The organism is Microbispora rosea (genome assembly GCF_900156315.1).
Lineage (GTDB): Bacteria > Actinomycetota > Actinomycetes > Streptosporangiales > Streptosporangiaceae > Microbispora > Microbispora rosea.
This window is the reverse complement of the sequence record NZ_FTNI01000018.1, coordinates 95,798-117,021: the sequence shown is the minus strand read 5'-3', so window position 1 is coordinate 117,021 and position 21,224 is coordinate 95,798. Positions and strand designations below refer to the sequence as shown.

Genomic DNA, 21,224 nt, shown 5'->3' with positions numbered 1-21,224 from the left:
CGCCTTCATCGCAGGATCGCCGCGGCAAGGATCTTGTTGATCCAGCCTTCCCACTGATCGGGTGTCCACCCGCGTACACCGGTGAGCAAGAGGTAGACCTCGAAGCTGACCATGGTGAAGATGACGTCGGCCGCCTCCTCGGTCGACAGGTCCGGGCGCAGGGCCTGCTTGTCGGCGAGTTGCCGTGCGAGGGTGTGGTGGGCGAGGAAGCGCTGGTTCTGATTGGTCTCCCACTGCGCGGCCATCTCGGCGTCGGCGCCGGCGGCGTCGCGGACGATCTTCATGATCGGCGCCACCCGGCCGAAGATGATGCGACTGTTGGCCAGCCAGATCGCCAGCGCCCGGCGGCCGTCCGGTTCGTCGCGTACCCGCTTCACCCAGGGCCGATCGAGCATCGGTATCGGCTCGTCGTCGCCGACCGACAGCACATCGACGATCTCTTTGAGAACCGTGGCCTTGTTGCCGAAGTGGAAGTACACCGTCTGCACCGCGACCCCGGCCCCCGCGGCGATCTGATCCAGGGTGGTCGAGGCGTACCCCTGCCGCAGGAACAGTTCCCGCGCCGCGTCGGTGATCCGTCTCCGGGTGGCGCGCGCTTGAGCGGCTCGGCGGGTGCCCTGTCCGGTCGTGCTCTTGACAGGATCGCTCATTCGCTAGAGCCTACTACAGAGAAACTCGCTAGAGAGAACTCTAGTGAACCCCCCTCTCCGGAGGTGCCCATGGCGGCGACACTCAACGGCTTCCACCACGTCAAACTCCCGGTCACGGACGTGGAACGCAGTCGAGACTGGTACGAGCGCGTATTGGGCCTGCGCGTCTTCATCGAGTTCGTCGAAGACGGCACGCTCATGGGCGTCGCCCTCCGCGATGCGAGCGACGTCGTCGACGTCGCCCTCCGCAAAGATCCGGTACGGGCTGCCGCGATGGCCGGATTCGACCCGATGGCCTTGTGCGTACCCACGCTGCGTGACCTGAAGGCCTGGCAGCAGCGGCTGGACGACCTGAGCGAGCCGCACGGCGGCATCGTCACAGGCCACGTCGGCCAGGTGCTGGTCGGCCTGCACGACCCGGACGGCATCGAGATCCGCTTCTACCACCCAGCTCGGAACGACCCCGAGGACGCCCGATGAGCTTCGACCCCACCGGCTATTTGCTCACCCCCGCCGACGGCCACCACCTGTGGTTCCTGGACACCCGCATGACCGTGAAGGCCGGCGCGGACCAGACCGGCGGCGCCTTCACCCTCCTCGAGTGGTCCGCACCCGTCGGCTTCGGGCCGCCTCAGCACATCCACGACCGCGAGGATGAGGCGTTCTACATCCTCGAGGGAAAGATCACTATCGACTGCGGCGACAATCGCTGGACCGCCGGACCCGGGGACTTCGCCTTCCTCCCCCGCCGCATACCACACTCGTTCATCGTCGCCGACGGGCCCGTACGCGGCCTGCAGATCACCACACCGTCGGGGTTCGAGCAGTTCATCACCGAACTCGGCCGTCCCGCCGAACACCCCGGCCTACCCGCCCCCACCCCGCCCGACATTCCCCGCCTGATCGAGGCCGGCCAACGCTACGGCCACCAGATCCTCGGCCCGCCTTCCACGTGACTCGGCACACCGACAATCGAGGGAGACGACTTCGGTCTTGACGGTCAGCTCCCTGACGCGGACCTGGCCAGGCCGTGCCGGACCACCCGCAGACCGCGGCTGAACGGGGTGGCCCGGCGGTGCACGTGGTGGTGGGGTGGCAGGTGCCGCCCGCGTGGGGCGGGCACGGTGCGGAAGCGCCGCTTGACGACCTCGACGAGTGCCAAGTAGACGATCAGGACGACGGCGATCGTGCCGAGAATCGCCGGTGGGATGGGCGCCAGCCCCAAGTCGGATGCGAAGGGCGCGTAGGGCAGGGCGAGTCCGGCCGCCACCACGACTCCCACGGCGATCACGAGGGCTGTGGCCGGCCTGCTTCGCCAGAACGGAGTACGGCGGGTCCTGACAATGAAGATCACCAAGGTCTGGGTGGCGAGGGACTCCACGAACCAGGCCGCCCGGAACAGCGGCGGCGCGGTGTGGAAGACCCGCAGCAGCAGCGCGAACATGGCGAGGTCGAACATCGAGCTGAGCGGTCCGAAGACCAGCATGAACCGGCGGATGAGCCCGAGGTCGAAGCGCGCGGGCCGGGCGAGCTGCTCGCCGTCGACGGCGTCCGCCGGGATGGTCAGCTGGCTGGCGTCGTACAGAAGGTTGTTGAGCAGCACCTGGCTCGGCAGCATCGGCAGGAACGGAAGCACCGCCGAGGCGGCCGCGGCGGAGAACATGTTGCCGACGTTGCTGGCCGTCCCCATCAGGAGGTACTTGATGGTGTTGGCGAAGATGCGGCGCCCTTCGACGATGCCGTCGGCGAGCACGCCCAGGTCCTTCTCCAGCAGCACGACGTCGGCCGCGTCCCTGGCGACGTCGGCCCCGGTGTCGACGGAGATGCCCACATCCGCCCGGTGCAGCGCGAGCGCGTCGTTGACGCCGTCGCCGAGGTAGGCGACGTCCAGGCCCCCGCTTCGCTGGATGCCGACGATCCTGGCCTTCTGCTCGGGGCTGACTCGCGCGAACACCGTGGTCGCCGGCAGGGCATCGGCCAGGGCGGCGTCGTCGAGACGCTCGATCTCCTCACCGGCCAGCACTCCGGTGACGGGCAGGCCGATCTTCTCGCACAGGCCGGTCGCGACGGCGGGGTGGTCACCGGTGAGGATCTTCACGGTGACTCCGAGCGCGGCCAGGCGTTCGAGCGCGTGCTCCACTCCGGGTTTGGGCGGGTCGCTGAACACCAGGAACCCGGCCAGATCGAGATCGGATTCCACCAGCTCGCGTTCCCCTTGGCGTACGGCGACCGCGACCAGGCGGGCACCCTCGGCGAACAGCCGCTCGGCCAGCCTTCGGGACTCCTCGGGCACGGCCCGGCACCGGGCCAGCACCGCTTCCGGGGCTCCCTTGACGATGGTCCGCGTCTCTCCGGCAAGGTCCTCGACCAGCACGGATGCCATGCGCCGCTCGTGGTCGAACGGCTTGGCATCGATGCGCCGGCAGTTTTCCGGCGCCCACTCCCGCATGGCACGCGCATCGTGCATGGCTTCGTGGAGGGCGTCGTCGAGTGGCGTGGATCCGGGCGGGTCCGCGCACAGCACGCCGAAGCGGAACGGGCCGTCGGCGCCACCCGGGTCGGGGGTTCCGTCGGGGAAGACGGCCTGGCGCAGGGCGATCTTGGCTTGGGTCAGCGTGCCGGTCTTGTCGGTGAACAGCACCTCGACGTCGCCGAGGTCCTCGATGGCGACCAGGCGTTTCACGAGCACTTTCAGCCGAGTGAGGCGGCGCGACCCGGTGGCGAGGCTGGTCGTGACGACCACGGGCAGCAACTGCGGGGTGACGCCGACCGCGATGGCGAGCGAGAACAGCATGGCGTCGAGCAGCGGGCGGCCCATGATCAGGTTCGTGGTGAACACTCCGGCAGTCAGCGCCGCGGCGACCCACACCAGCAGTCCGGAGAACCTGCGCAGCCCGATCTGGAAGGCCGTCTCCGCGTGCCGCTCACCCAGGCCGGCGGCGATCGCGCCGAAAGCCGTACCGGCGCCGGTCTGGGACACGGTCCCGGCGGCGGTTCCCGCAGTGACGACCGTGCCCATCAGCGCCGTGTCGCCGGGGTTCTTGCGAACCGGCAACGACTCCCCGGTCAGCACCGACTCGTCGCACTCGAAGTCCCGTGCCTCGGCCAGCTCGATGTCCGCGGGAACGACGGCGCCAAGCCTCAGCTGGACCACGTCCCCGGGCACCAGGTCGATGACGTCACGCTCGACGAGGGTGCCGCCGCGCAGCACGCGCGCCCGGCTGCGCATGTGCTCGTGCAGCGCCTCCACCGCGCGCTCGGCGCGGTACTCGTTGGCGAAGCCCAGCCCGACGCTCAACGCGACGATCACACCGATCACCACCGCGTCGGTCCGCTCCCCGACGAAGAACGACACGGTGGCCGCGACCAGCAGCAGTATCAGCAGTGGGCTGCGGAGTTGCCTGGCCAGCACCGCGACGGGGCGCGCCCGGTGGCTGCGGACCGCGTTGGGGCCGACCTTGGCCCGGACGGCCGCAGCCTGTTCGTCGGTGAGCCCTGTCGCGGCCGGTTCCTTCACCGTGAGTCCTCGGGCATCGGCGGATCCGGTCATGCGCTCCATGCCCTGAAGCAGATCACCCAGGCGTGTGGGGTGACCGCAGGCCAAAGGCATCCCCCTGGGGGACCTTCGGCCTACGTTGCCGCATCCTGGTCAGGCGGGTGCCTCCGATCAGTGCGCGAGACCGGGACCTTGACCGGAGTGCCTGTCGCTCGCGGGAGCGGCCGCATCAGGCCGGCCAGGACAGCGAGGCAGGCGACGATGACCCCCACGATCGGTGGAAGTACGGCCCACGCGGGTTCGTCGCCGCGGGTTTGCGCGACGAAGCGCGTGACCATGATCGGTAGTCCGGTCAGTGCGAGGAAGGCCAGCAGACCGGGAGCGGTCGTGTAGGCCCATGGCCGGCCCCGAAGGAGCAGTGCTCCGGAGATGAAGGCCGCGGGCAGGAAGAACGACAGGTCGAGCACATGCACCGGGCTGGACGGCAGGGCCGGCTCGCTCACGGCGGCGACCCAGACCAGGAAAAGCGGCCCGACGTGGACCGACAGTGTGTAGATGACGTAGTTGTAGGTCATGAAGGCCACGGCGCCGAGCCACGTCAGGTACGCGCGGAGCGAGCCCCGGCGGGCGAGGAACGCGAGCACGGCGATCGCCGGGGAGACCACGGCGAGATCGACGGCGTCCTGGGCGATCGCCTGGTTGACGAAGGCGCTCGTCTCTCTGCCGTAGATGCCTTCCAGGTCGGACAGCGCGTAGATATTGCCTGCAGCGGCCAGGAGCGCCGCCGTGACCGACAACCGTAGCCAGACGCCGGAGGCCCGGCCGGCCCATGCCATCGAGGCGGCAGAGGCGGGCCGGGAAGTGACAGTGGTCATGACCGTCTCACAGCTCGAAGACCAGCCGGGCGGGGATTCGGCCGGCGAGGACGTCCTCGACGCATTGGTTGATCTCGTCCAGTTTGCGAATCTCGTACTTCACCGTGGTGCGGCCGGCGGCGTGCAGGCGGAACACCTCTGCCAGGTCGGCGCGGGTGCCGACGATGGACCCGATCACGCTGATGCCGCCCAGCACCGTCTCGAAGATGGGCAGGGACATCGCGTTGTCCCGGGGCAGCGAGACCAGGACCAGGCGCCCGCCACGACGCAGCGACGCGTGCGCCTGCTGCAGGACGCCCGGATCGGCCGCCAGGACGACGGCCACGTCGGCACCGCCGAGGTGGCGTATCGCGGCCACCGGGTCCTCGGCCGCGGCGTTAACGACGTGGGTGGCGCCGAGTTCACCGGCGAGGAGGAGCTTTTCGCCCGTCACGTCGACCGCGACGGTCTCGGCCCCGAAGATCTGCGCGTACTGCTGAGCCAGATGCCCCAGCCCGCCGATGCCGAAGATCGCCGCACGCTCGGCCGGGCGCAGCCCGGACACCTTGACGGCCTTGTACGTGGTGACTCCCGCGCACGTCAGCGGAGCGGCGTCGAACGAACTCACGGCTTCGGGCACGAGGACCACATGGCCCGCATAGGCCGCGACGTAGTCGGCATGGCAGCCGTTCAGGCTGTAGCCCGTGTTCAGCTGGGACTCGCAGAGCGTCTCCCGCCCGCTCACGCAGTAGTCGCAGATGCCGCACGCGTAGCCCAGCCACGGAACCGCGACCCGCTCCCCGACGGCCCGGCCGGTGACGCCGGGGCCGACCTGCTCGATCACGCCGATGCCCTCATGCCCGGGTGTGAGCGGCAGAGCCGGCTTGACCGGCCAGTCCCCGCGGGCGGCGTGAATATCGGTGTGGCACAGCCCGCTTGCCTCGACACGCACCAGGACCTGACCGGGTCGCAGCTCCGGGACCGGAACGTCACGGATCTCGATCGGGCCATCGAATCGGGTGACCATCGCTGCACGCATTGTCTTCTCCTCTCCACCGGGGCTCCAGCGTCCGGCTTGCGCCGCCGCGAGCCTCGTATCCGGGGCTGCTCGGACTGTCACTCGGCCATGCGGGCGGCCGTCTCGACGAGCCGGTTGGCGTAGCCCCACTCGTTGTCGTACCAGCCGAAGACCTTCACCAGCTCGCCGTCCGCCTGGGTGAGCGCGGAGTCGAACACGCAGGAGGCGGGGTCGCCCACGATGTCGCGGGACACGATCGGGTCGGTGCTGTAGCGCAGCACGCCCTTCAGCTCCCGGTCGGCGGCGTCGGCGAAGGCCCGGTTGACCTCCTGAACCCCCACGGGGCGGGACAGCACCACGGCGAGGTCGGTGAGCGAGCCGTCCTCGACGGGGACGCGCAGCGCGACGCCGTCCAGCCGGCCCGCGAGCTCGGGCAGCACCTCGCCGACCATCCGGGCGGCCCCGGTCGTGGTCGGGACGATGTTCACGGCGGCCGAGCGGGCCCTGCGGGGGTCCTTGTGAGGGGCGTCCAGCAGCCGCTGGTCGGCGGTGTACGCGTGCACGGTCGTCATGAAGCCGCGCACGAGGCCGAAGTTCTCGTGCAGCACCTTCACCATCGGGGCCACGCAGTTGGTGGTGCAGGAGGCCATCGAGACGATCTCGTGGCGGCGGGGGTCGTAGGCCGCGTCGTTGACGCCGGGGACGATCGTGACGTCCACGCTCCTGCCGGGCGCGGAGATGAGCACGCGGCGGGCGCCGCCCTTGAGGTGGCGGGCCGCGTCGTCCCGCGTGCGGAACCTGCCGGTGGCCTCGATCACCAGGTCGGCGCCGTACGCGGCCCAGTCGATGTGCGCGGGGTCGCTGCGCGCGGTGACCGGGATGGAGCGGCCGTCCACGTCGATGGAGGAAGCGTTCGCGGTCACCGGCACGCCGAGGGGGCCGTGCGTGGAGTCGAACCTGAGCAGATGGGCGAGAGTCGCCGCGTCCGCGAGGTCGTTGATCGCGACAACCTCGATGCCCATGGGCAGCGCGCGGCGCAGCACGGCCCTGCCGATCCTGCCGAACCCGTTGATGCCGATCCTCATGGTGATCCTCCTCAGCGCTGGCTGTACCGCCATCGTCCGTACCGGCACGGAGCGGCCGTAGAGGCGTAAGTGCCGCAGACGGGGGCGCAACAGCCCCCGCGCGAAGGCCTTCCGCCTCTCCGCCCGCGCGGGGTGGTGCGATGGGATGAAGGAGGTGTCACGAGGAGGAAGAGATGCGTGTGAAGGTCGCCCAGGTCATGGCCCGCGACGTGCCCGTCGTAGAGGGCGGCATGCCGTTCAAGACAGTCGCCCAGGTGCTGATCGCCGCGGACCTGGGCGCCGTGCCCGTGGTCGACGCCGACGACCGGGTCATCGGCGTCGTCACGGACGCGGACCTGTTGCTCAAGGAGGAGTTCAAGGAGCAGTACGCCCACGAGGGCTACCGGCCGCCGTTGCGCGCCCGGCTGCGGCGCCTGTTCGGCCGGGCGGGGCGCGGATGGCGCGAGAAGTCGCGCGGTGACACGGCCGCCGAGCTGATGACGTCCCCGGCCGTCACGGTCGGCCCGGGAACGGCGGTGGTGTTCGCCATCCGGCTCATGGACCGGCACGGCGTCACGCACCTGCCGGTCCTCGGGCCGGACGGCAGGCTCGAGGGCATGGTCGGCCGGCACGACCTGCTGCGGGTCTTCACCCGTCCGGACGCCGACATCGCCCGCGAGATCACGGTCGACACCTTCGGCCGTTCCCTCTTCGGCGACCTGGCCATGGTGACCGTGACGGTCGACCAGGGCGTCGTGACGCTGACCGGTCGCCTGCACTGGCGCAGCGACGCGCTGACGGCAGCCCGGCTGGCCCGCGGTGTCAACGGTGTGGTGGACGTGATCGACCGCTTGGAGTGGGAGGATGACGACACCCACACCTGGCGCCACCGATGACAGTTCATCGCTCCGAGTGCCGGGGCCGGCGACGGTGAGCGAACCCACGACCATATGGCTGGTCGGGCACCCGTCAGTCGCCGGTTGCGCCGCCGCGGCACCCCGGGCCCTGCCCGAAGTCGTTCCGACGGTCAGGGGCGGCCCGCGGGCTCCCAGCCGCGGCGGGGCGGGCGCGACCCGGCGTGGTCGTCCCGGCTTCGGTAGACGATGTACGGGCGGGTCAGGTATCCGACGGGGGCGGTCAGCATGTGCACCAGCCGGGTGAACGGCCAGACGGCGAACAGGACGATCGCGCTGAGCGCGTGCAGCTTGAACAGGATCGGCGCGGCCGCCATCAGGTCACCATCCGGCTGGAAGTAGAAAACCGACCGGAACCAGGGCGAGATGGTGGTGCGGTAGTCGTAGCCGCCGCCGACGATGTTGGCCATGACCGTCGCGGTCAGCCCGAGCGCGATCGTCATGGCGAGCAGCGCGTACATCAGCTTGTCGTTGCGGGTGGTGGCGGTGAACACCGGGCCGACCGTGCGGCGGCGATAGACGAGGATCGCCAGGCCGGCGACCGTGCAGATCCCCGCGACCGTGCCGAGCACGACCGCCGTGAGATGGTAGGCGTGCTCGCTCACCCCCACCGCCTCGGTCCAGGTCTTGGGTATCACCAGACCCCCCACGTGACCGAGCGCCACGACCAGGACGCCGAAGTGGAACAGCGGGCTGCCGATCCGCAGCAGCCGCGACTCGTACATCTGGGACGAGCGGGTCGTCCAGCCGAACTTGTCGTAGCGGTATCGCCAGACGTGGCCCAGAACGAAGACCGTCAAGGCCACGTAGGGGGCGACCACCCACAGAGTCACGTCGAGCGCGTTCACCGCGATCCTCCCGGCGTCCCGGCCTGCACCGGGACGAAAGCCTCATGCCCGTACGACTCCAGGCCGACCTCCTCGGCCGGCGGTCCCTCCTCGGCCATCCGCAGCGCGGCACGGCGCTCCCGCTCGGTCGGTGGGGGCAGCGTCGCCAGCACCGCCGCCACGACGTCGGCGTACGGCGAGTACTCCTCGCCCAGGGCGCGCAGCAGCGTCTCGACACCGGCCCGGTGCTCGCGCAGCAGCCGCACCGCCTGTTCGGTGGCGCCCCGCCCGGACAGCTCGCACACGACGCCCAGGTGGTCGGGCAGCTCGTCGGCGATCTCGAACCCCGCCGCCTGGTAGGCGTGCTTGAAGCGCAGCAGGGCCATCCCGCGCCGCCGGGTGTCGCCGTAGGTGTAGTAGGTCAGATAGGGGCAGCAGCGGCGCTTGAGGTCGAATGTGGCCACGTAGTGCTCGGCCAGCTCCGGCAGCGGGGTGGCGGCCACGTGGTCGAGGAAGGCGGCCAGCCGCCTGGCCGGCTCGCCCGGCCCGAGCTGCGCCACCGTGGAGTTCAGCAGCGGCAGCGCCTCGATCAGCCGCTCGTCCGGATACGACAGCAGCACCGAGGCGGTCAGGTGCACCGCACGATCGGTCATGACTCGTCCTTCCGCTTGGGGAACAGCCCGTCGGGGGTCCCCTTGCCGTCCCAGTTGAGCAGGTTGACCCGGCCGCGCAGCTCGTCCGCCCGGTCCAGTTCGCCGGTTGACTGCCGTTCCCTCAGCGCGTGGAAGTTCTCCACCGCCACGGGGGCCGGCGGTCCTGACGCCTCGCCGAAGGGGCCGCCCATGCCGGGGCCGCCGTCGTAGTCGAGACTGCACCCGGTGGCGAGCTCCTCCAGCTGTGCGCCCTGCTCGGCGTGCGCCTTGGGGATGACGTACCGCTCGCCGTAGGGGGCGATGGCCAGCAGCCGGTACATCTCCTCGATCTCGCCACCCTTGAGACCCACGGCGGCGGGGATGGACTCGTCGCGCTCCCCCGCGAGGTTGATCCCCCGCATGTACGACCGCATGGCGGCCAGGCGGCGCAGCACCGCGCGTACGGGCTCGGGGTCGCCGGCGGAGAACAGCTCGGCCAGGTAGCCGATCGGGATGCGCAGCGCGTCGATGGCGCCGAACAGGTTGCCGGCCCGCTCGCCGTCGTGACCGGTCTCACGCAGCACGTCGACCACGGGCGACAGGGGCGGGATGTACCAGACCATCGGCATGGTCCGATATTCGGGATGCAGCGGCAGCGCCACGCCGTAGTCGAAGATCAGCTTGTGGATCGGGGAGTTGCGGGCCGCCTCCAGCCAGTCCTCGGGAATGCCGGAGGCCCGCGCCGCGGCGATCACCTCGGGGTCGCGGGGGTCGAGCATGACGCTCTTCTGCGCCTCGTACAGGGCCTTCTCGTCCGGCGTGGACGCGGCCTCCGCGACGCGGTCGGCGTCGTAGAGGACGAGCCCGATGTAGCGCAGCCGGCCGACACAGGTCTCCGAGCACACGGTCGGGATGCCGACCTCGACCCTCGGGTAGCAGAAGGTGCACTTCTCGGCCTTGCCGGTGCGGTGGTTGAAGTACACCTTCTTGTACGGGCAGCCGGTGACGCACATCCGCCAGCCTCGGCAGCGGTCCTGGTCCACCAGCACGATGCCGTCCTCGGAGCGCTTGTACATGGCGCCGGAGGGGCAGGAGGCGACGCACGACGGGTTGAGACAGTGCTCGCAGATGCGCGGCAGGTAGAACATGAAGGCCCGCTCGAATTCGAGCTTGACCTGGTCGGACATCTTGCGCAGCACCGGATCGGCGGGGGCAAGCTCGGGTGCGCCGGCAAGGTCGTCGTCCCAGTTGGCACTCCACTTGATCTTCGTCGGCTCGCCGGTGATGAGCGAGCGGGGCCGGGCGACCGGCGTGTCCTCGGTGACCGGCGCGGAGAACAGGCGGTCGTAGTCGTAGGTCCAGGGCTCGTAGTAGTCGCCGATGGACGGCATGAGCGGGTTGGCGAAGATGGTCAGCAGCTTCTTCAGCCGTCCGCCGGCTCTGAGCTGGAGCCGGCCCCGCCGGTTGAGCTCCCAGCCGCCCTTCCACTTGTCCTGGTCCTCATAGGTTCGGGGGTAGCCCTGGCCGGGCCGGGTCTCGACGTTGTTGAACCAGACGTACTCGGTGCCGGCCCGGTTGGTCCATGCCTGCTTGCAGGTGACCGAGCAGGTGTGGCAGCCGATGCACTTGTCCAGGTTCATCACCATCGCGAGCTGGGCCATCACACGTGTCATCTGTCGCTCACCACTCCTCGTTCACTACGCGGGCGACCTGTCGTGCCGGAGGCTCGCCCATCGAACAGAGCCTCGGCCGACCACTCCGCTCACTGGGTCGGGTTCGCTCGCGCATCAGTAGTCCACCTCCTGGGTGCGGCGGCGGATCACCGTGACCTCGTCCCGCTGGTGACCGGTCGGCCCGAGATAGTTGAACGCGAAGCTGAGCTGCGCGTACCCGCCGATCAGATGGGTGGGCTTGATCAGCAGGCGGGTGAGGCTGTTGTGGATGCCGCCGCGGCGTCCGGAGGTCTCGCTCTTCGGCACGTCCACCACGCGCTCCTGTGCGTGGTACATGTACACGGTCCCCGCGGGCATGCGGTGGGAGACCACGGCCCGCGCGACGACCACGCCGTTGCGGTTGACCGCCTCGACCCAGTCGTTGTCGCCGATGCCCGCGCGCGCCGCGTCGGCCGGGCTCATCCAGATCGTCGGGCCGCCTCGCGACAGCGTCAGCATCAGCAGGTTGTCCTGATACTCCGAATGGATCGACCACTTGGAATGCGGAGTGAGGTAGCGCACCACGATGCCGTCCTCCGCGCCCGGTCCCGTGGCGAGGGCGGCGGCGTTGAGCGGCGGCCGGTAGACGGGCAGCGCCTCCCCGGCCTCCTGCATCCAATCGTGGTCGAGGTAGAAGTGCTGGCGGCCGGTGAGCGTGTGCCAGGGCTTTCGGTGCTCGACGTTGATGGTGAAGGCGGAGTAGCGCCTGCCGCCGGTCTCGCTGCCCGACCACTCCGGCGAGGTGATCACCGGTGTCGGCCGCGCCTGCGTGTCGGCGAAGGTGATCCGCCGATGCTCGTCGGCCAGTCCGCCGAGGTCGGTGCCGGTGCGGCGGGCCAGGGTCGCGAACCCCTGGGCCGCCAGCCTGCCGTTGGTGGTGCCGGACAGCGCGAGGATCGTCTCGCACATCGCGACGTCGGTCGCGAGCGAGGGCCGGCCGTCGGCCGCTCCCCCGCGCACGGTCCCGTTCACCCGGCCCAGCCGTCCGACCTCCGCCGCGACGTCGAACGTGACGCCCTTGGTCGTGGCGCCCAGACGCTCGGCGAGCGGGCCGAGCGCGGCCAGCTTGTCGGCGATCGCGCCGTAGTCCCGCTCGACCACCACGATCTTCGGGAACGTACGGCCCGGCACCGGCGCCTCGCCGGTCTGCCGCCAATCGCGCACCCGTCCATGCGGGCTGGCCATCTCGTCGGGCGTGTCGTGGAGCAGCGGCACTGCGACGACGTCCCGGCGCACGCCCAGGTGGTCGCGGGCCAGCGCACCGAACGCCCGGGCGATGGAGTGGAAGGCGGCGAAGTCCGTCCGGGTCTGCCACGGCGGGTCGATCGCCGGGGTGAACGCGTGCACGAAGGGGTGCATGTCGGTGGACGACAGGTCGTGCTTCTCATACCAGGTGGCCGCGGGGAGCACGATGTCGGAGAACAACGTGGTCGAGGTCATCCGGAAGTCCAGCGACAGCAGCAGGTCGAGCTTGCCCCGGGGCGCCTCGTCCCGCCAGCTGACGTCGCCGGGCCGCCGGTCGCGGCCGTTCTCCTCCGCCCGCACGGCGTCGGAGGCGCCGAGCAGATGGCGGAGGAAGAACTCGTTGCCCTTCGCCGAGGAGCCGAGCAGGTTGGCCCGCCACACGGTGAGCACCCGCGGCCAGTTCTCCGGCGCGTCGGGATCCTCGCAGGCGAAGCCGAGGCGGCCCGCGCGCACCTCCTCCACCACGTACGCACCGGTTTCCCGGCCGGCGCGCTCGGCCTCGTCGGCCAGGTCGAGCGGGTTGCGGTCGAAGGTGGGATAGGACGGCATCCATCCCATCCGCGCGGACTGGGCGAGCAGATCGGCGCTGGTCCTCCCCGCGAACGTCCCGCCGCCGAGCGGTGAGGCCACCACGTCGGCGGTGTGCTCGTCGTAGCGCCACTGGTCGGTGTGCAGATACCAGTAGGCCGTGCCGATCATCTGCCGGGGCGGGCGGGCCCAGTCGAGCCCGGAGGCAAGCTGCGCCCATCCGGTGACCGGGCGGCACTTCTCCTGCCCGACGTAGTGCGCCCAGCCTCCGCCGTTGACGCCCTGGCAGCCGGTCAGTGTGACCAGCGCCAGGAACGCCCGGTACATCGTGTCGGAGTGGAACCAGTGGTTGGTCCCCGCACCCAGGATGATCATCGATCGACCGCCGGACTCCTCGGCGTTGCGGGCGAACTCGCGCGCGATGCGCGCCGCCGCGTCCGCCGGCACCGAGGTGATCGCCTCCTGCCAGGCGGGGGTGTACGGCTGCGCCGGGTCGTCGTAGCCGGACGGCCACTCCCCCGGCAGCCCGTCGCGGGCCACGCCGTACTGCGCGAGCATCAGATCGAAGACCGTGGTCACCAGATGTCCGCCGACGCGCCGGGCGGGCACGCCCCGGCGCATCACTCCCGCGCCGGGGCCGTCGAACCCGCCGTCGAACCTGTCGTCGAACCGGGGCAGCGCCACCTCGGCCGCCTCCCCCTGGCCGGCCAGGGTGAGCACCGGATCCACCTCGCCGAGGTCGAGGTTCCAGCGGCCCTCGCCCTCGGCGGAGAACCGGAAGCCGAGCGAGCCGCCCGGCACCATCGGTTCGCCGTCGTGGGAGTCCAGCAGCACCGTTTTGAAGGCGGCGTCCTCGCCCTCCTCGCCCAGGTCGGCCGAGGTGAGGAACTTGTCCGGCACGTACGCCCCGTCGTGCTCGCGCAGCCGCACCAGGAAGGGCAGATCGGTGTAGCGCTTCACGTAGTCGAGGAAGCGGGGCGTCTCCCGCTCCACGAAGAACTCCCGGAGGATCACGTGGCCCATCGCCATGGCCAGGGCGCCGTCCGTGCCGGGGTGCGGGGACAGCCACTCGTCGGCGAACTTGGCCGCGTCGTTGTAGTCGGGGGCCATGACGACGACCTTCTGCCCCCGATAGCGGGCCTCGGCCATGTAGTGGGCGTCGGGAGTGCGGGTGACCGGGACGTTGGAGCCCCACAGCATCAGGTAGGAGGCGTCCCACCAGTCCGCCGACTCCGGCACGTCGGTCTGGTCGCCGAACACCTGCGGCGAGGCCACCGGCAGGTCGGCGTACCAGTCATAGAACGACAGCATCGTGCCGCCGAGCAGCGAAACGAACCGCGCGCCCACGGCGTGGGAGACCATCGACATGGCCGGGATCGGCGAGAAGCCCGCGACCCGGTCGGGCCCGTACGCCTTGATCGTGTGCACGTGCGCGGCGGCGACGATCTCGGCGGCCTCGTCCCAGGAGACGCGGACGAGCCCGCCCCTGCCGCGGACCTCCTGGTAGCGGCGGCGCTTGACGGGATCGGTCGTGATCTCCGCCCAGGCCGCCACCGGGTCGCCCAGCCGTGCCTTCGCCTCGCGGTACATCTCCACCAGCACGCCCCTCGCGTACGGATAGCGCACCCGCGTCGGCGAGTAGGTGTACCAGGAGAAGGCCGCGCCGCGCGGGCAACCGCGCGGCTCGTATTCGGGCCGGTCGTCCCCCACGCTGGGGTAGTCGGTCTGCTGGGCCTCCCAGGTGATGATGCCGTCCTTGACGTACACCTTCCAGGAGCACGACCCGGTGCAGTTCACCCCGTGCGTCGACCGCACCACCTTGTCGTGGCTCCACCGGTCCCGGTAGAACACGTCGCCCTGCCGCCCGCCGACCTGGTGGAGCGTGCGCAGGTCCGGCGACACCTCGCCGCGGCGCAGGTGACGTCCCAGCCCGAGCAGGGCGTCACCGAGTGGCCCGTCAATCCTCGACATCGATTTCCTCTTCCTCACGTCACACGAGGTCGCCGGCCGCTTCGGGCCGCGCGGGGGCGCCGGGTCGCAGCACGAACCAGCAGTAGACCAGCGCGGCCGCCGCGACGGCCGCCAGCAGCATGAGCCCGATCGCGTACGAACCGGTGGCCTGGTAGATGAGGCCCATGACGATCGGCGGCAGGAAACCGCCGAGACCGCCGACCGCGCCGACCACCCCGGTCGCGCTGCCGATCGCGTGCGCCGGCACGGCCCCGCCGAGCAGCGCGAAGACCGCCCCGTTGCCCAGGCCCAGCGCGGCCGCCATCGCCAGGAAACCGGCCGTGGCCAGGGCCATCGGCGGCGCGAACGACACGGCGACCGCGCACACCACCGCTACGGCGAGCGCCCCGGAGAGCACGGTCTCGCCACCGAAGCGATCGGCCAGCCAGCCGCCCACCGGCCGGGCGAGCGTGGCCAGCACGACGAACCCGGCCGCCCGAGCCGCCGCGTCGGCCGTGAACAGCCCGTAGACCGCCTTCAGATACAGCGGCAGGTAGGCGCCGAACGCCACGAACCCGCCGAAGGTCAGCGCGTACATCGCGGCCAGTTCCCGGGTGACGCGCAGCCGCCCCGCGGCCAGGAACCTGACGAGGAACGGTTCGGTCGCACGACGGGTGCCCGGCGCCTCACGGCCGAACGCCAGGAACGCCAGCCCGACGACCACCAACGCCACCGCGACGACGAGGAACGGCGTCGGACGGCCGAACCGGTCCGCCAGCCACGGCGTGGCGAAGCCGGAGATCGCCGTGCCGATGTTGCCCATCCCGAAGATCCCCAGAGCCAGCCCGCGGCGCTCCGGCGGGAACCAGGCGTTGACGAACGGCACACCGATCGCGAAGGTCGCCCCCGTCAGGCCCAGGACGAACCCCCCGGCCAGCAGCGGCGGATAACTCTCGGCGAAGGCGAGGAAGACCACCGGGACCACGCCGAGCGTGCTCGCCACCGCGAACATCAGCCGCCCGCCGTACCGGTCGGTCAGCGCGCCGAGCACGATCCGGCCCAGCGATCCGACGATGACCGGGATCGCGACCAGGACCGACGCCTCGAACGGCGTCAGCCGGAGCAGTTCCTTATACGTCGAGCTGAGCGGGCTGATCAGCGCCCACGCCCAGAAGTTCACCGCGAAGCCTGCCGTCGCCAGTGCCAACGCGACCGCCCGGCCGCGCATGCGCGTCTCCTCGGCGGCCGCCGTGCCGACTGTCATACCGTTCCTCCGGGGGAAGAGGATCTTCCGCCATCACCCTCCTGTGGGGGCGGCGGGGACGTCAGGGCTTTTGGTCCTTCAGCTGTTACCCGAAAGACCCTTGGTCACCGTGCGCGCCGAAGGTCCCGCCGGGCCTAGACCTACGACCCGAGCGGGTCGGTGGTGTGAGGTCCTTTGGGTGGGACGTCCGGCCCTGCCGGAGGGGAGGCGGCGGGTGTGTGCTTGGTGCGTCGTCATCGAGACAAGGAGGTCACGATGAACCTCATGGAGCGGAGCCAGGGCCGGTTCCCCTTCCCTGAACTGCTGGAGCTGCTGGAGAGCCCGGTCTACGGGTTCCGGCCGTTCGGCCAGATCATCCGGGTGGAGGACTTCGTCGCGGACGGCCGGTACGTGCTGCGGGCGGAGCTGCCCGGCATCGACCCCGACAAGGATCTGGAGGTCACCGTCGGGCACGGCGTGCTCCACATCCGGGCCGAGAAGACCAAGGAGGCCGAGGACACCAAGGAACCGCGCCGCTCCGAGATCACCTACGGCGCGTTCTCCCGCTCGGTCACGCTTCCCACGACGGCCAGGGAAGAGGACGTGACGGCCGTTTACCGAGACGGAGTCCTGGAGGTCTCGGTCGGTCTGGAGGAGGAGCACAAGACGGCCGACCGCAGGATCGTCGTTCAGCACTGACCGCGAGACACGCCACCCTCGCAACCACCGGAGGGCGGACGGGACGGGCGGAGGCCGGCCGGGCCCCCGCCCGTCTCCCGCAACCGCCCGGATGACTTTGGTCCCCGTGGTCGATGACTTCCGCGCGCGGTGGGCGGATGGTCCAGGACCCACAGTGGAGACGGAACCGACGAAGGGGGTAGACGATGACCGTCACCGAGGTCAGGCGTCAGGGAGACGCGCAGGCGCCCGCCCGCGTGGCGTGGCGCGGCTTCCGCGGCACGACCTGGCGCGGGAGCGTCGACGTGCGCGACTTCATCCAGGCCAACTACACCCCGTACGAGGGCGACGAGTCGTTCCTCGCCGGGCCGACCGAGCGGACCCGCACGGTCTGGGCGGAAGTGTCGGACCTGTTTCCCGAGGAGCGGCGGCGCGGGGTGTACGACGTGGACACCGCCACGCCTTCCTCGATCACGGCGCACCGGCCCGGCTACATCGACTCCGAGCGCGAGCTGATCGTCGGGCTGCAGACCGACGCCCCGCTGAAGCGGGCGATCATGCCGGCGGGCGGGCTGCGGATGGTCGAGAACGGCCTGGCCGCCTACAGGTACACGCTCGACCCCCGGGTGAAGGAGATCTTCACCACGTATCGCAAGACGCACAACGACGGCGTCTTCGACGCCTACACCCCGGAGATCCGGGCGGCCCGCCGCGCGGGGATCATCACCGGGCTCCCCGACGCGTACGGCCGCGGACGCATCATCGGCGACTACCGGCGGGTCGCGTTGTACGGCGTGGACCGGCTGATCGAGGCCAAGCGGGCCGAGCTGCGCACGCTGGACGGCGAGTTCTCCACCGACGCGGTCATCCGCGACCGGGAGGAGCTGGCCGAGCAGCTGCGCGCCCTCGACGAACTGAAGCGGATGGCCGCCTCCTACGGCCACGACATCTCCCGGCCCGCGGCCACCGCGCGCGAGGCCGTCCAGTGGCTCTACTTCGCCTATCTCGCCGCGGTCAAGGAGCAGAACGGAGCGGCCATGTCCCTCGGCCGCACCTCCACGTTCGTGGACGTCTACCTGGAGCGGGACCTCGCCGAGGGACGGCTCACCGAGCAGGAGGCGCAGGAGCTGGTCGACGACTTCGTCATCAAGCTGCGCATCGTCCGATTCCTGCGCACCCCCGAGTACGACCAGCTCTTCTCCGGCGACCCGACCTGGGTGACCGAGTCGATCGGCGGCGTCGGCGCGGACGGCAGGCCGCTGGTCACCCGCACCAGCTACCGCTACCTGCAGACGTTGCGCAACCTCGGTCCGGCCCCGGAGCCGAACCTGACGGTCTTCTGGTCGCCGCGGCTGCCCGAGCCGTTCAAGCGCTTCTGCGCCCGTCTGTCCATCGAGACCAGCTCGATCCAGTACGAGAGCGACGAGCTGATGCGGCCGCGGCACGGTGACGACACCGCCATCGCCTGCTGCGTGTCGGCCGCCCCCGTCGGAAAGCAGATGCAGTTCTTCGGCGCCCGGGTCAACCTCGCCAAGGCCCTGCTGTACGCGATCAACGGCGGCCGGGACGAGATCAGCGGCGAGCAGGTCGGCCCCGTCTACCCCGCGCTGACCGGCGACGTGCTCGACTACGAGGAGGTCGCGGCGGCCTTCGACCGGATGATGGACTGGCTCGCGAAGACATACGTGAACGCGCTGAACGTCATCCACTACATGCACGACAAGTACGCCTACGAGCGCATCGAGATGGCACTGCACGACTACCCCGTCACGCGCACGCTCGCCTGCGGGATCGCCGGCCTGTCGGTGGCCGCCGACAGCCTGTCGGCCGTCAAGCACGCGACGGTCCGGGTGCTCCGCGACGTGACCGGGCTCGCCGTGGACTACGTGGTCGAGGGCGACTACCCGGCGTACGGGAACAACGACGACCGCGCCGACGGCATCGCCGTCGACCTCGTCAGGTCGTTCATGGACAAGATCCGCCGCAACCCGTCCTACCGCGACGCCGAGCACACCCAGTCGGTGCTCACCATCACCTCCAACGTGGTGTACGGCAAGCACACCGGCAACACGCCCGACGGGCGCAGAGCCGGGACGCCGTTCGCCCCCGGCGCCAACCCGATGAACGGCCGCGACCGGCACGGCCTGGTCGCCTCGGCGCTGTCGGTGGCCAAGCTCCCCTACGACCAGGCGCAGGACGGCATCTCGCTGACCAGCACCGTGACCCCGGACGGGCTGGGCCGCACGGCCGAGGACCGGGTCGCCGACCTGGTGGGCGTGCTCGACGGCTACTTCGACGCGGGCGGCTTCCACATGAACGTCAACGTGCTCGACCGGGCCACCCTGATCGACGCGATGGACCACCCCGAGAAGTACCCGCAGCTCACCATCCGGGTCTCCGGCTATGCCGTCAACTTCGTCCGGCTGACCCGCGAGCAGCAGCAGGACGTGGTCGACCGCACCTTCCACGGGCGGCTGTGATGCGCGAGCCCCTGCTGCGCGACGCCGCCGCCGAGCTCTGCCAGACGGAGCCCGCGGCCGGCACCGGCGTCATCGAGTCGTGGGACCTGTCGGTCGGCGTGGACGGACCCGGCACCCGCTTCGTGGTGTTCACCTGCGGCTGCCCGCTGCGCTGCCTGTACTGCCACAACCCGGAGACCTGGCGGATGCGCGACGGCCGCCGGGTCACCGTGGACGAGGTGATGACCGAGGTGGACCGTTACCGGCGGTTCATCTCGGTGGCCGGCGGCGGGGTGACGGTCAGCGGTGGCGAGCCGCTGCTGCAGCCCCGCTTCACCGGCCAGCTGCTGCGCCGCTGCCGTGACAGTGGCCTGCACACCGCGCTGGACACCTCCGGCTACCTCGGGGACCGCGCGAGCGACGCGCTGCTGGCCGCCACCGACCTCGTGCTGCTCGACATCAAGTCGTGGGACCCGCGGGGCTACCGGCGGCTGACCGGGGCACGTCTGGAGCCGACCCTGCGCTTCGCTCGCCGATTGGCCGATCTGGGCCGCCCGGTCTGGGTGCGGTTCGTCCTGGTTCCCGGCCACACCGACTCCGTGGAGAACGTGGACGGCCTGGCCAGGTTCGTCGCGACGCTCGGCAACGTCGAGCGGGTCGACGTGCTGCCCTTCCATCGCATGGCCGCCGGCAAGTACGCCCGGCTCGGGCTCACCTTCCCTCTGGCCGACGTCAAGCCCCCGGACAGGGCCCTCCTGGAACGCGTACACGCCCAATTCGCCGCCCACGGCGTCCGCAGCGTCTGACCATCACCACCAGCAGGGCCACCCCCGTGGCGATGCCTCCGGTGACGACCGGGTCGTAGTGCGATCCGTGGTCGGGGAACAGGGACCAGCCGACGTTGGAGGCGGCATGGCAGACGACCGCGGTGAGCACGCTCGCGCTGCGCAGGTACAGCGAGACGATGACGACCCGCAGGGCCACCGTGTGCAGGCACTGGCCCGCTATCCACAGCGGGCCGTGGCCGGCCTGTGCGTACGGGATCAGGTGCCAGACCGCCCATGTCACCCCGAGGATGACACCGGTGACCGGCAGGCTCCAGCGGGTGGACAGCGGATCGGTGGCGTACGCCGTCCATCCCGCCTCCTCGCAGGCGGCGGCGACGAGGAACACGGCGAACAGCAGTGGAACCTCGATCAGCGAAATCCGCGGCTCGGGCAGTGACCGGCCCAGCAGGACCGTCACGGCGTAGGAGCCGGCCACGACGCCCAGGGGGAGCGCGATCCGGCGCCGGGCGGCCACCGGCTCGGCCGGTCCCTGGAGGTGATGCCGGGCTCCAATCCTGCGTCCATGCGCTGTTGCCTGCGCCAGTTGTCGATGGTCTGGTCGCTGATCCGCAGATCGGCGGCCACCTGCTGTCTTACCGGGAGCCTCACCTCATTCTCAACTCCTCCGGCCCGCCCCCTCCTACGCCCATCCCGATCAGCGTGATCGGAATCGAACCGGTTCGATAAGCTGCTTCGACCGAACGTGCGCAGACATCATCGGCACAGCAGGCGTGCACGGCCATGCAGGTCGCGTCGGGCACCGGTCGCGTGAAGCCGGCCTGGGCGCGGTGGCCGGGACCGTAGCCCGCGGCGACCGGCTCAGCGGAGCGGCGGCGAAGGTGAGCGGGTGGGTCGTGGTTTTCGGTCACGTATTGCGCACCGACGCCGATGATAGAAAAGTTTCGGGGACGACTACGCTCGCCTGGGCCGGCGCGCAGATGCCGTGATGGCGATCTCGTCGATCCCGACCCCGGCTCCTCCCCCGTCGGGTCCTCCTCGAACAACAGCACTGGATGCCTAGGACCCGCGCGGCTCTTGGGTCCACGGGGTCGCGTGACGGCGGCGCGGCGAAGGTGTATCACGGACATTTCCGGCTCTTGACCATCCCGTCGGGACACGCTTATGGT

At 70.5% G+C, this 21,224-nt stretch carries 17 protein-coding genes; 6 read left to right on the top strand and 11 right to left on the bottom strand.

What is annotated here, in order from left to right; genetic code table 11:
- Window positions 1–5: 5 nt before the first annotated feature.
- Entirely contained in the window at window positions 6–650 is a 645-nt protein-coding gene (locus BXA11_RS24300) for a TetR/AcrR family transcriptional regulator (protein ID WP_030511337.1), read from the bottom strand.
- Window positions 651–719: 69 nt separating this feature from the next.
- Here BXA11_RS24300 and BXA11_RS24295 point away from each other — a divergent pair, with 69 nt between their 5' ends.
- Window positions 720–1,130 carry a VOC family protein gene (locus BXA11_RS24295; RefSeq protein ID WP_076438140.1) on the top strand — a complete coding sequence of 137 codons (411 nt, stop codon included), beginning with the start codon at window positions 720–722 and terminating at the stop codon, window positions 1,128–1,130.
- Window positions 1,127–1,606, top strand: a complete 480-nt coding sequence (locus BXA11_RS24290) for a quercetin 2,3-dioxygenase (protein ID WP_076438138.1) — start codon at window positions 1,127–1,129, stop codon at window positions 1,604–1,606. Before BXA11_RS24295 ends, BXA11_RS24290 begins: the two co-directional genes overlap by 4 nt.
- Window positions 1,607–1,650: 44 nt before the next feature.
- Here BXA11_RS24290 and mgtA read toward each other — a convergent pair whose 3' ends face one another.
- The 4 genes from mgtA to gap all read right to left on the bottom strand — a co-directional run bounded on the left by mgtA (window position 1,651) and on the right by gap (window position 7,109).
- Complete coding sequence (mgtA, locus tag BXA11_RS24285) at window positions 1,651–4,167, bottom strand: magnesium-translocating P-type ATPase (RefSeq protein WP_239105126.1); 2,517 nt, start codon at window positions 4,165–4,167, stop codon at window positions 1,651–1,653.
- A gap of 113 nt (window positions 4,168–4,280) precedes the next feature.
- Entirely contained in the window at window positions 4,281–5,021 is a 741-nt protein-coding gene (locus BXA11_RS24280; RefSeq protein WP_143734486.1) for a hypothetical protein, read from the bottom strand.
- 7 nt (window positions 5,022–5,028) lie between these two features.
- Window positions 5,029–6,039, bottom strand: coding sequence for a zinc-dependent alcohol dehydrogenase (locus tag BXA11_RS24275; RefSeq protein ID WP_076438132.1), 1,011 nt, complete (start codon window positions 6,037–6,039; stop codon window positions 5,029–5,031).
- Between the two features lie 77 nt (window positions 6,040–6,116).
- Window positions 6,117–7,109, bottom strand: coding sequence for a type I glyceraldehyde-3-phosphate dehydrogenase (gap, locus tag BXA11_RS24270; RefSeq protein WP_076438253.1), 993 nt, complete (start codon window positions 7,107–7,109; stop codon window positions 6,117–6,119).
- A 167-nt stretch (window positions 7,110–7,276) separates the two neighbouring features.
- On the opposite strand from gap, the gene BXA11_RS24265 reads away from it, so the two are divergent.
- Complete coding sequence (locus BXA11_RS24265; RefSeq protein ID WP_076438130.1) at window positions 7,277–7,978, top strand: CBS domain-containing protein; 702 nt, start codon at window positions 7,277–7,279, stop codon at window positions 7,976–7,978.
- 131 nt (window positions 7,979–8,109) lie between these two features.
- Here BXA11_RS24265 and narI read toward each other — a convergent pair whose 3' ends face one another.
- The 5 genes from narI to BXA11_RS24240 all read right to left on the bottom strand — a co-directional run bounded on the left by narI (window position 8,110) and on the right by BXA11_RS24240 (window position 16,154).
- Window positions 8,110–8,844, bottom strand: coding sequence for a respiratory nitrate reductase subunit gamma (gene narI / locus BXA11_RS24260; protein ID WP_076438128.1), 735 nt, complete (start codon window positions 8,842–8,844; stop codon window positions 8,110–8,112).
- Complete coding sequence (gene narJ / locus BXA11_RS24255) at window positions 8,841–9,476, bottom strand: nitrate reductase molybdenum cofactor assembly chaperone (protein WP_076438126.1); 636 nt, start codon at window positions 9,474–9,476, stop codon at window positions 8,841–8,843. The genes narI and narJ overlap by 4 nt, the downstream gene beginning before the upstream one ends.
- The gene (gene narH, locus BXA11_RS24250) at window positions 9,473–11,128 is read right to left on the bottom strand and encodes a nitrate reductase subunit beta (RefSeq protein WP_076438124.1); all 1,656 of its coding nucleotides are present in this window, start codon (window positions 11,126–11,128) and stop codon (window positions 9,473–9,475) included. Before narH ends, narJ begins: the two co-directional genes overlap by 4 nt.
- Before the next feature lie 114 nt (window positions 11,129–11,242).
- Complete coding sequence (locus tag BXA11_RS24245; RefSeq protein WP_076438122.1) at window positions 11,243–14,911, bottom strand: nitrate reductase subunit alpha; 3,669 nt, start codon at window positions 14,909–14,911, stop codon at window positions 11,243–11,245.
- Window positions 14,912–14,930: 19 nt separating this feature from the next.
- The gene (locus BXA11_RS24240; RefSeq protein WP_076438120.1) at window positions 14,931–16,154 is read right to left on the bottom strand and encodes an MFS transporter; all 1,224 of its coding nucleotides are present in this window, start codon (window positions 16,152–16,154) and stop codon (window positions 14,931–14,933) included.
- A 255-nt stretch (window positions 16,155–16,409) separates the two neighbouring features.
- Between BXA11_RS24240 and BXA11_RS24235 the strand changes: the two genes are divergently transcribed.
- From BXA11_RS24235 to pflA, 3 genes are all read left to right on the top strand, one after another.
- Window positions 16,410–16,832: an Hsp20/alpha crystallin family protein gene (locus BXA11_RS24235; protein WP_076438118.1), complete on the top strand. Its 423-nt coding sequence runs from the start codon at window positions 16,410–16,412 to the stop codon at window positions 16,830–16,832.
- Between the two features lie 185 nt (window positions 16,833–17,017).
- A complete protein-coding gene (gene pflB / locus BXA11_RS24230) occupies window positions 17,018–19,291 on the top strand; it encodes a formate C-acetyltransferase (protein ID WP_076438115.1) in 2,274 nt (757 codons plus the stop codon).
- Window positions 19,291–20,076: a pyruvate formate-lyase-activating protein gene (gene pflA / locus BXA11_RS24225; RefSeq protein ID WP_083744543.1), complete on the top strand. Its 786-nt coding sequence runs from the start codon at window positions 19,291–19,293 to the stop codon at window positions 20,074–20,076. The genes pflB and pflA overlap by 1 nt, the downstream gene beginning before the upstream one ends.
- On the opposite strand, the gene BXA11_RS24220 is transcribed toward pflA, so the two are convergent.
- Window positions 20,003–20,572 carry a CPBP family intramembrane glutamic endopeptidase gene (locus BXA11_RS24220; RefSeq protein WP_076438113.1) on the bottom strand — a complete coding sequence of 190 codons (570 nt, stop codon included), beginning with the start codon at window positions 20,570–20,572 and terminating at the stop codon, window positions 20,003–20,005. The genes pflA and BXA11_RS24220 overlap by 74 nt on opposite strands.
- Window positions 20,573–21,224 lie beyond the last annotated feature (652 nt).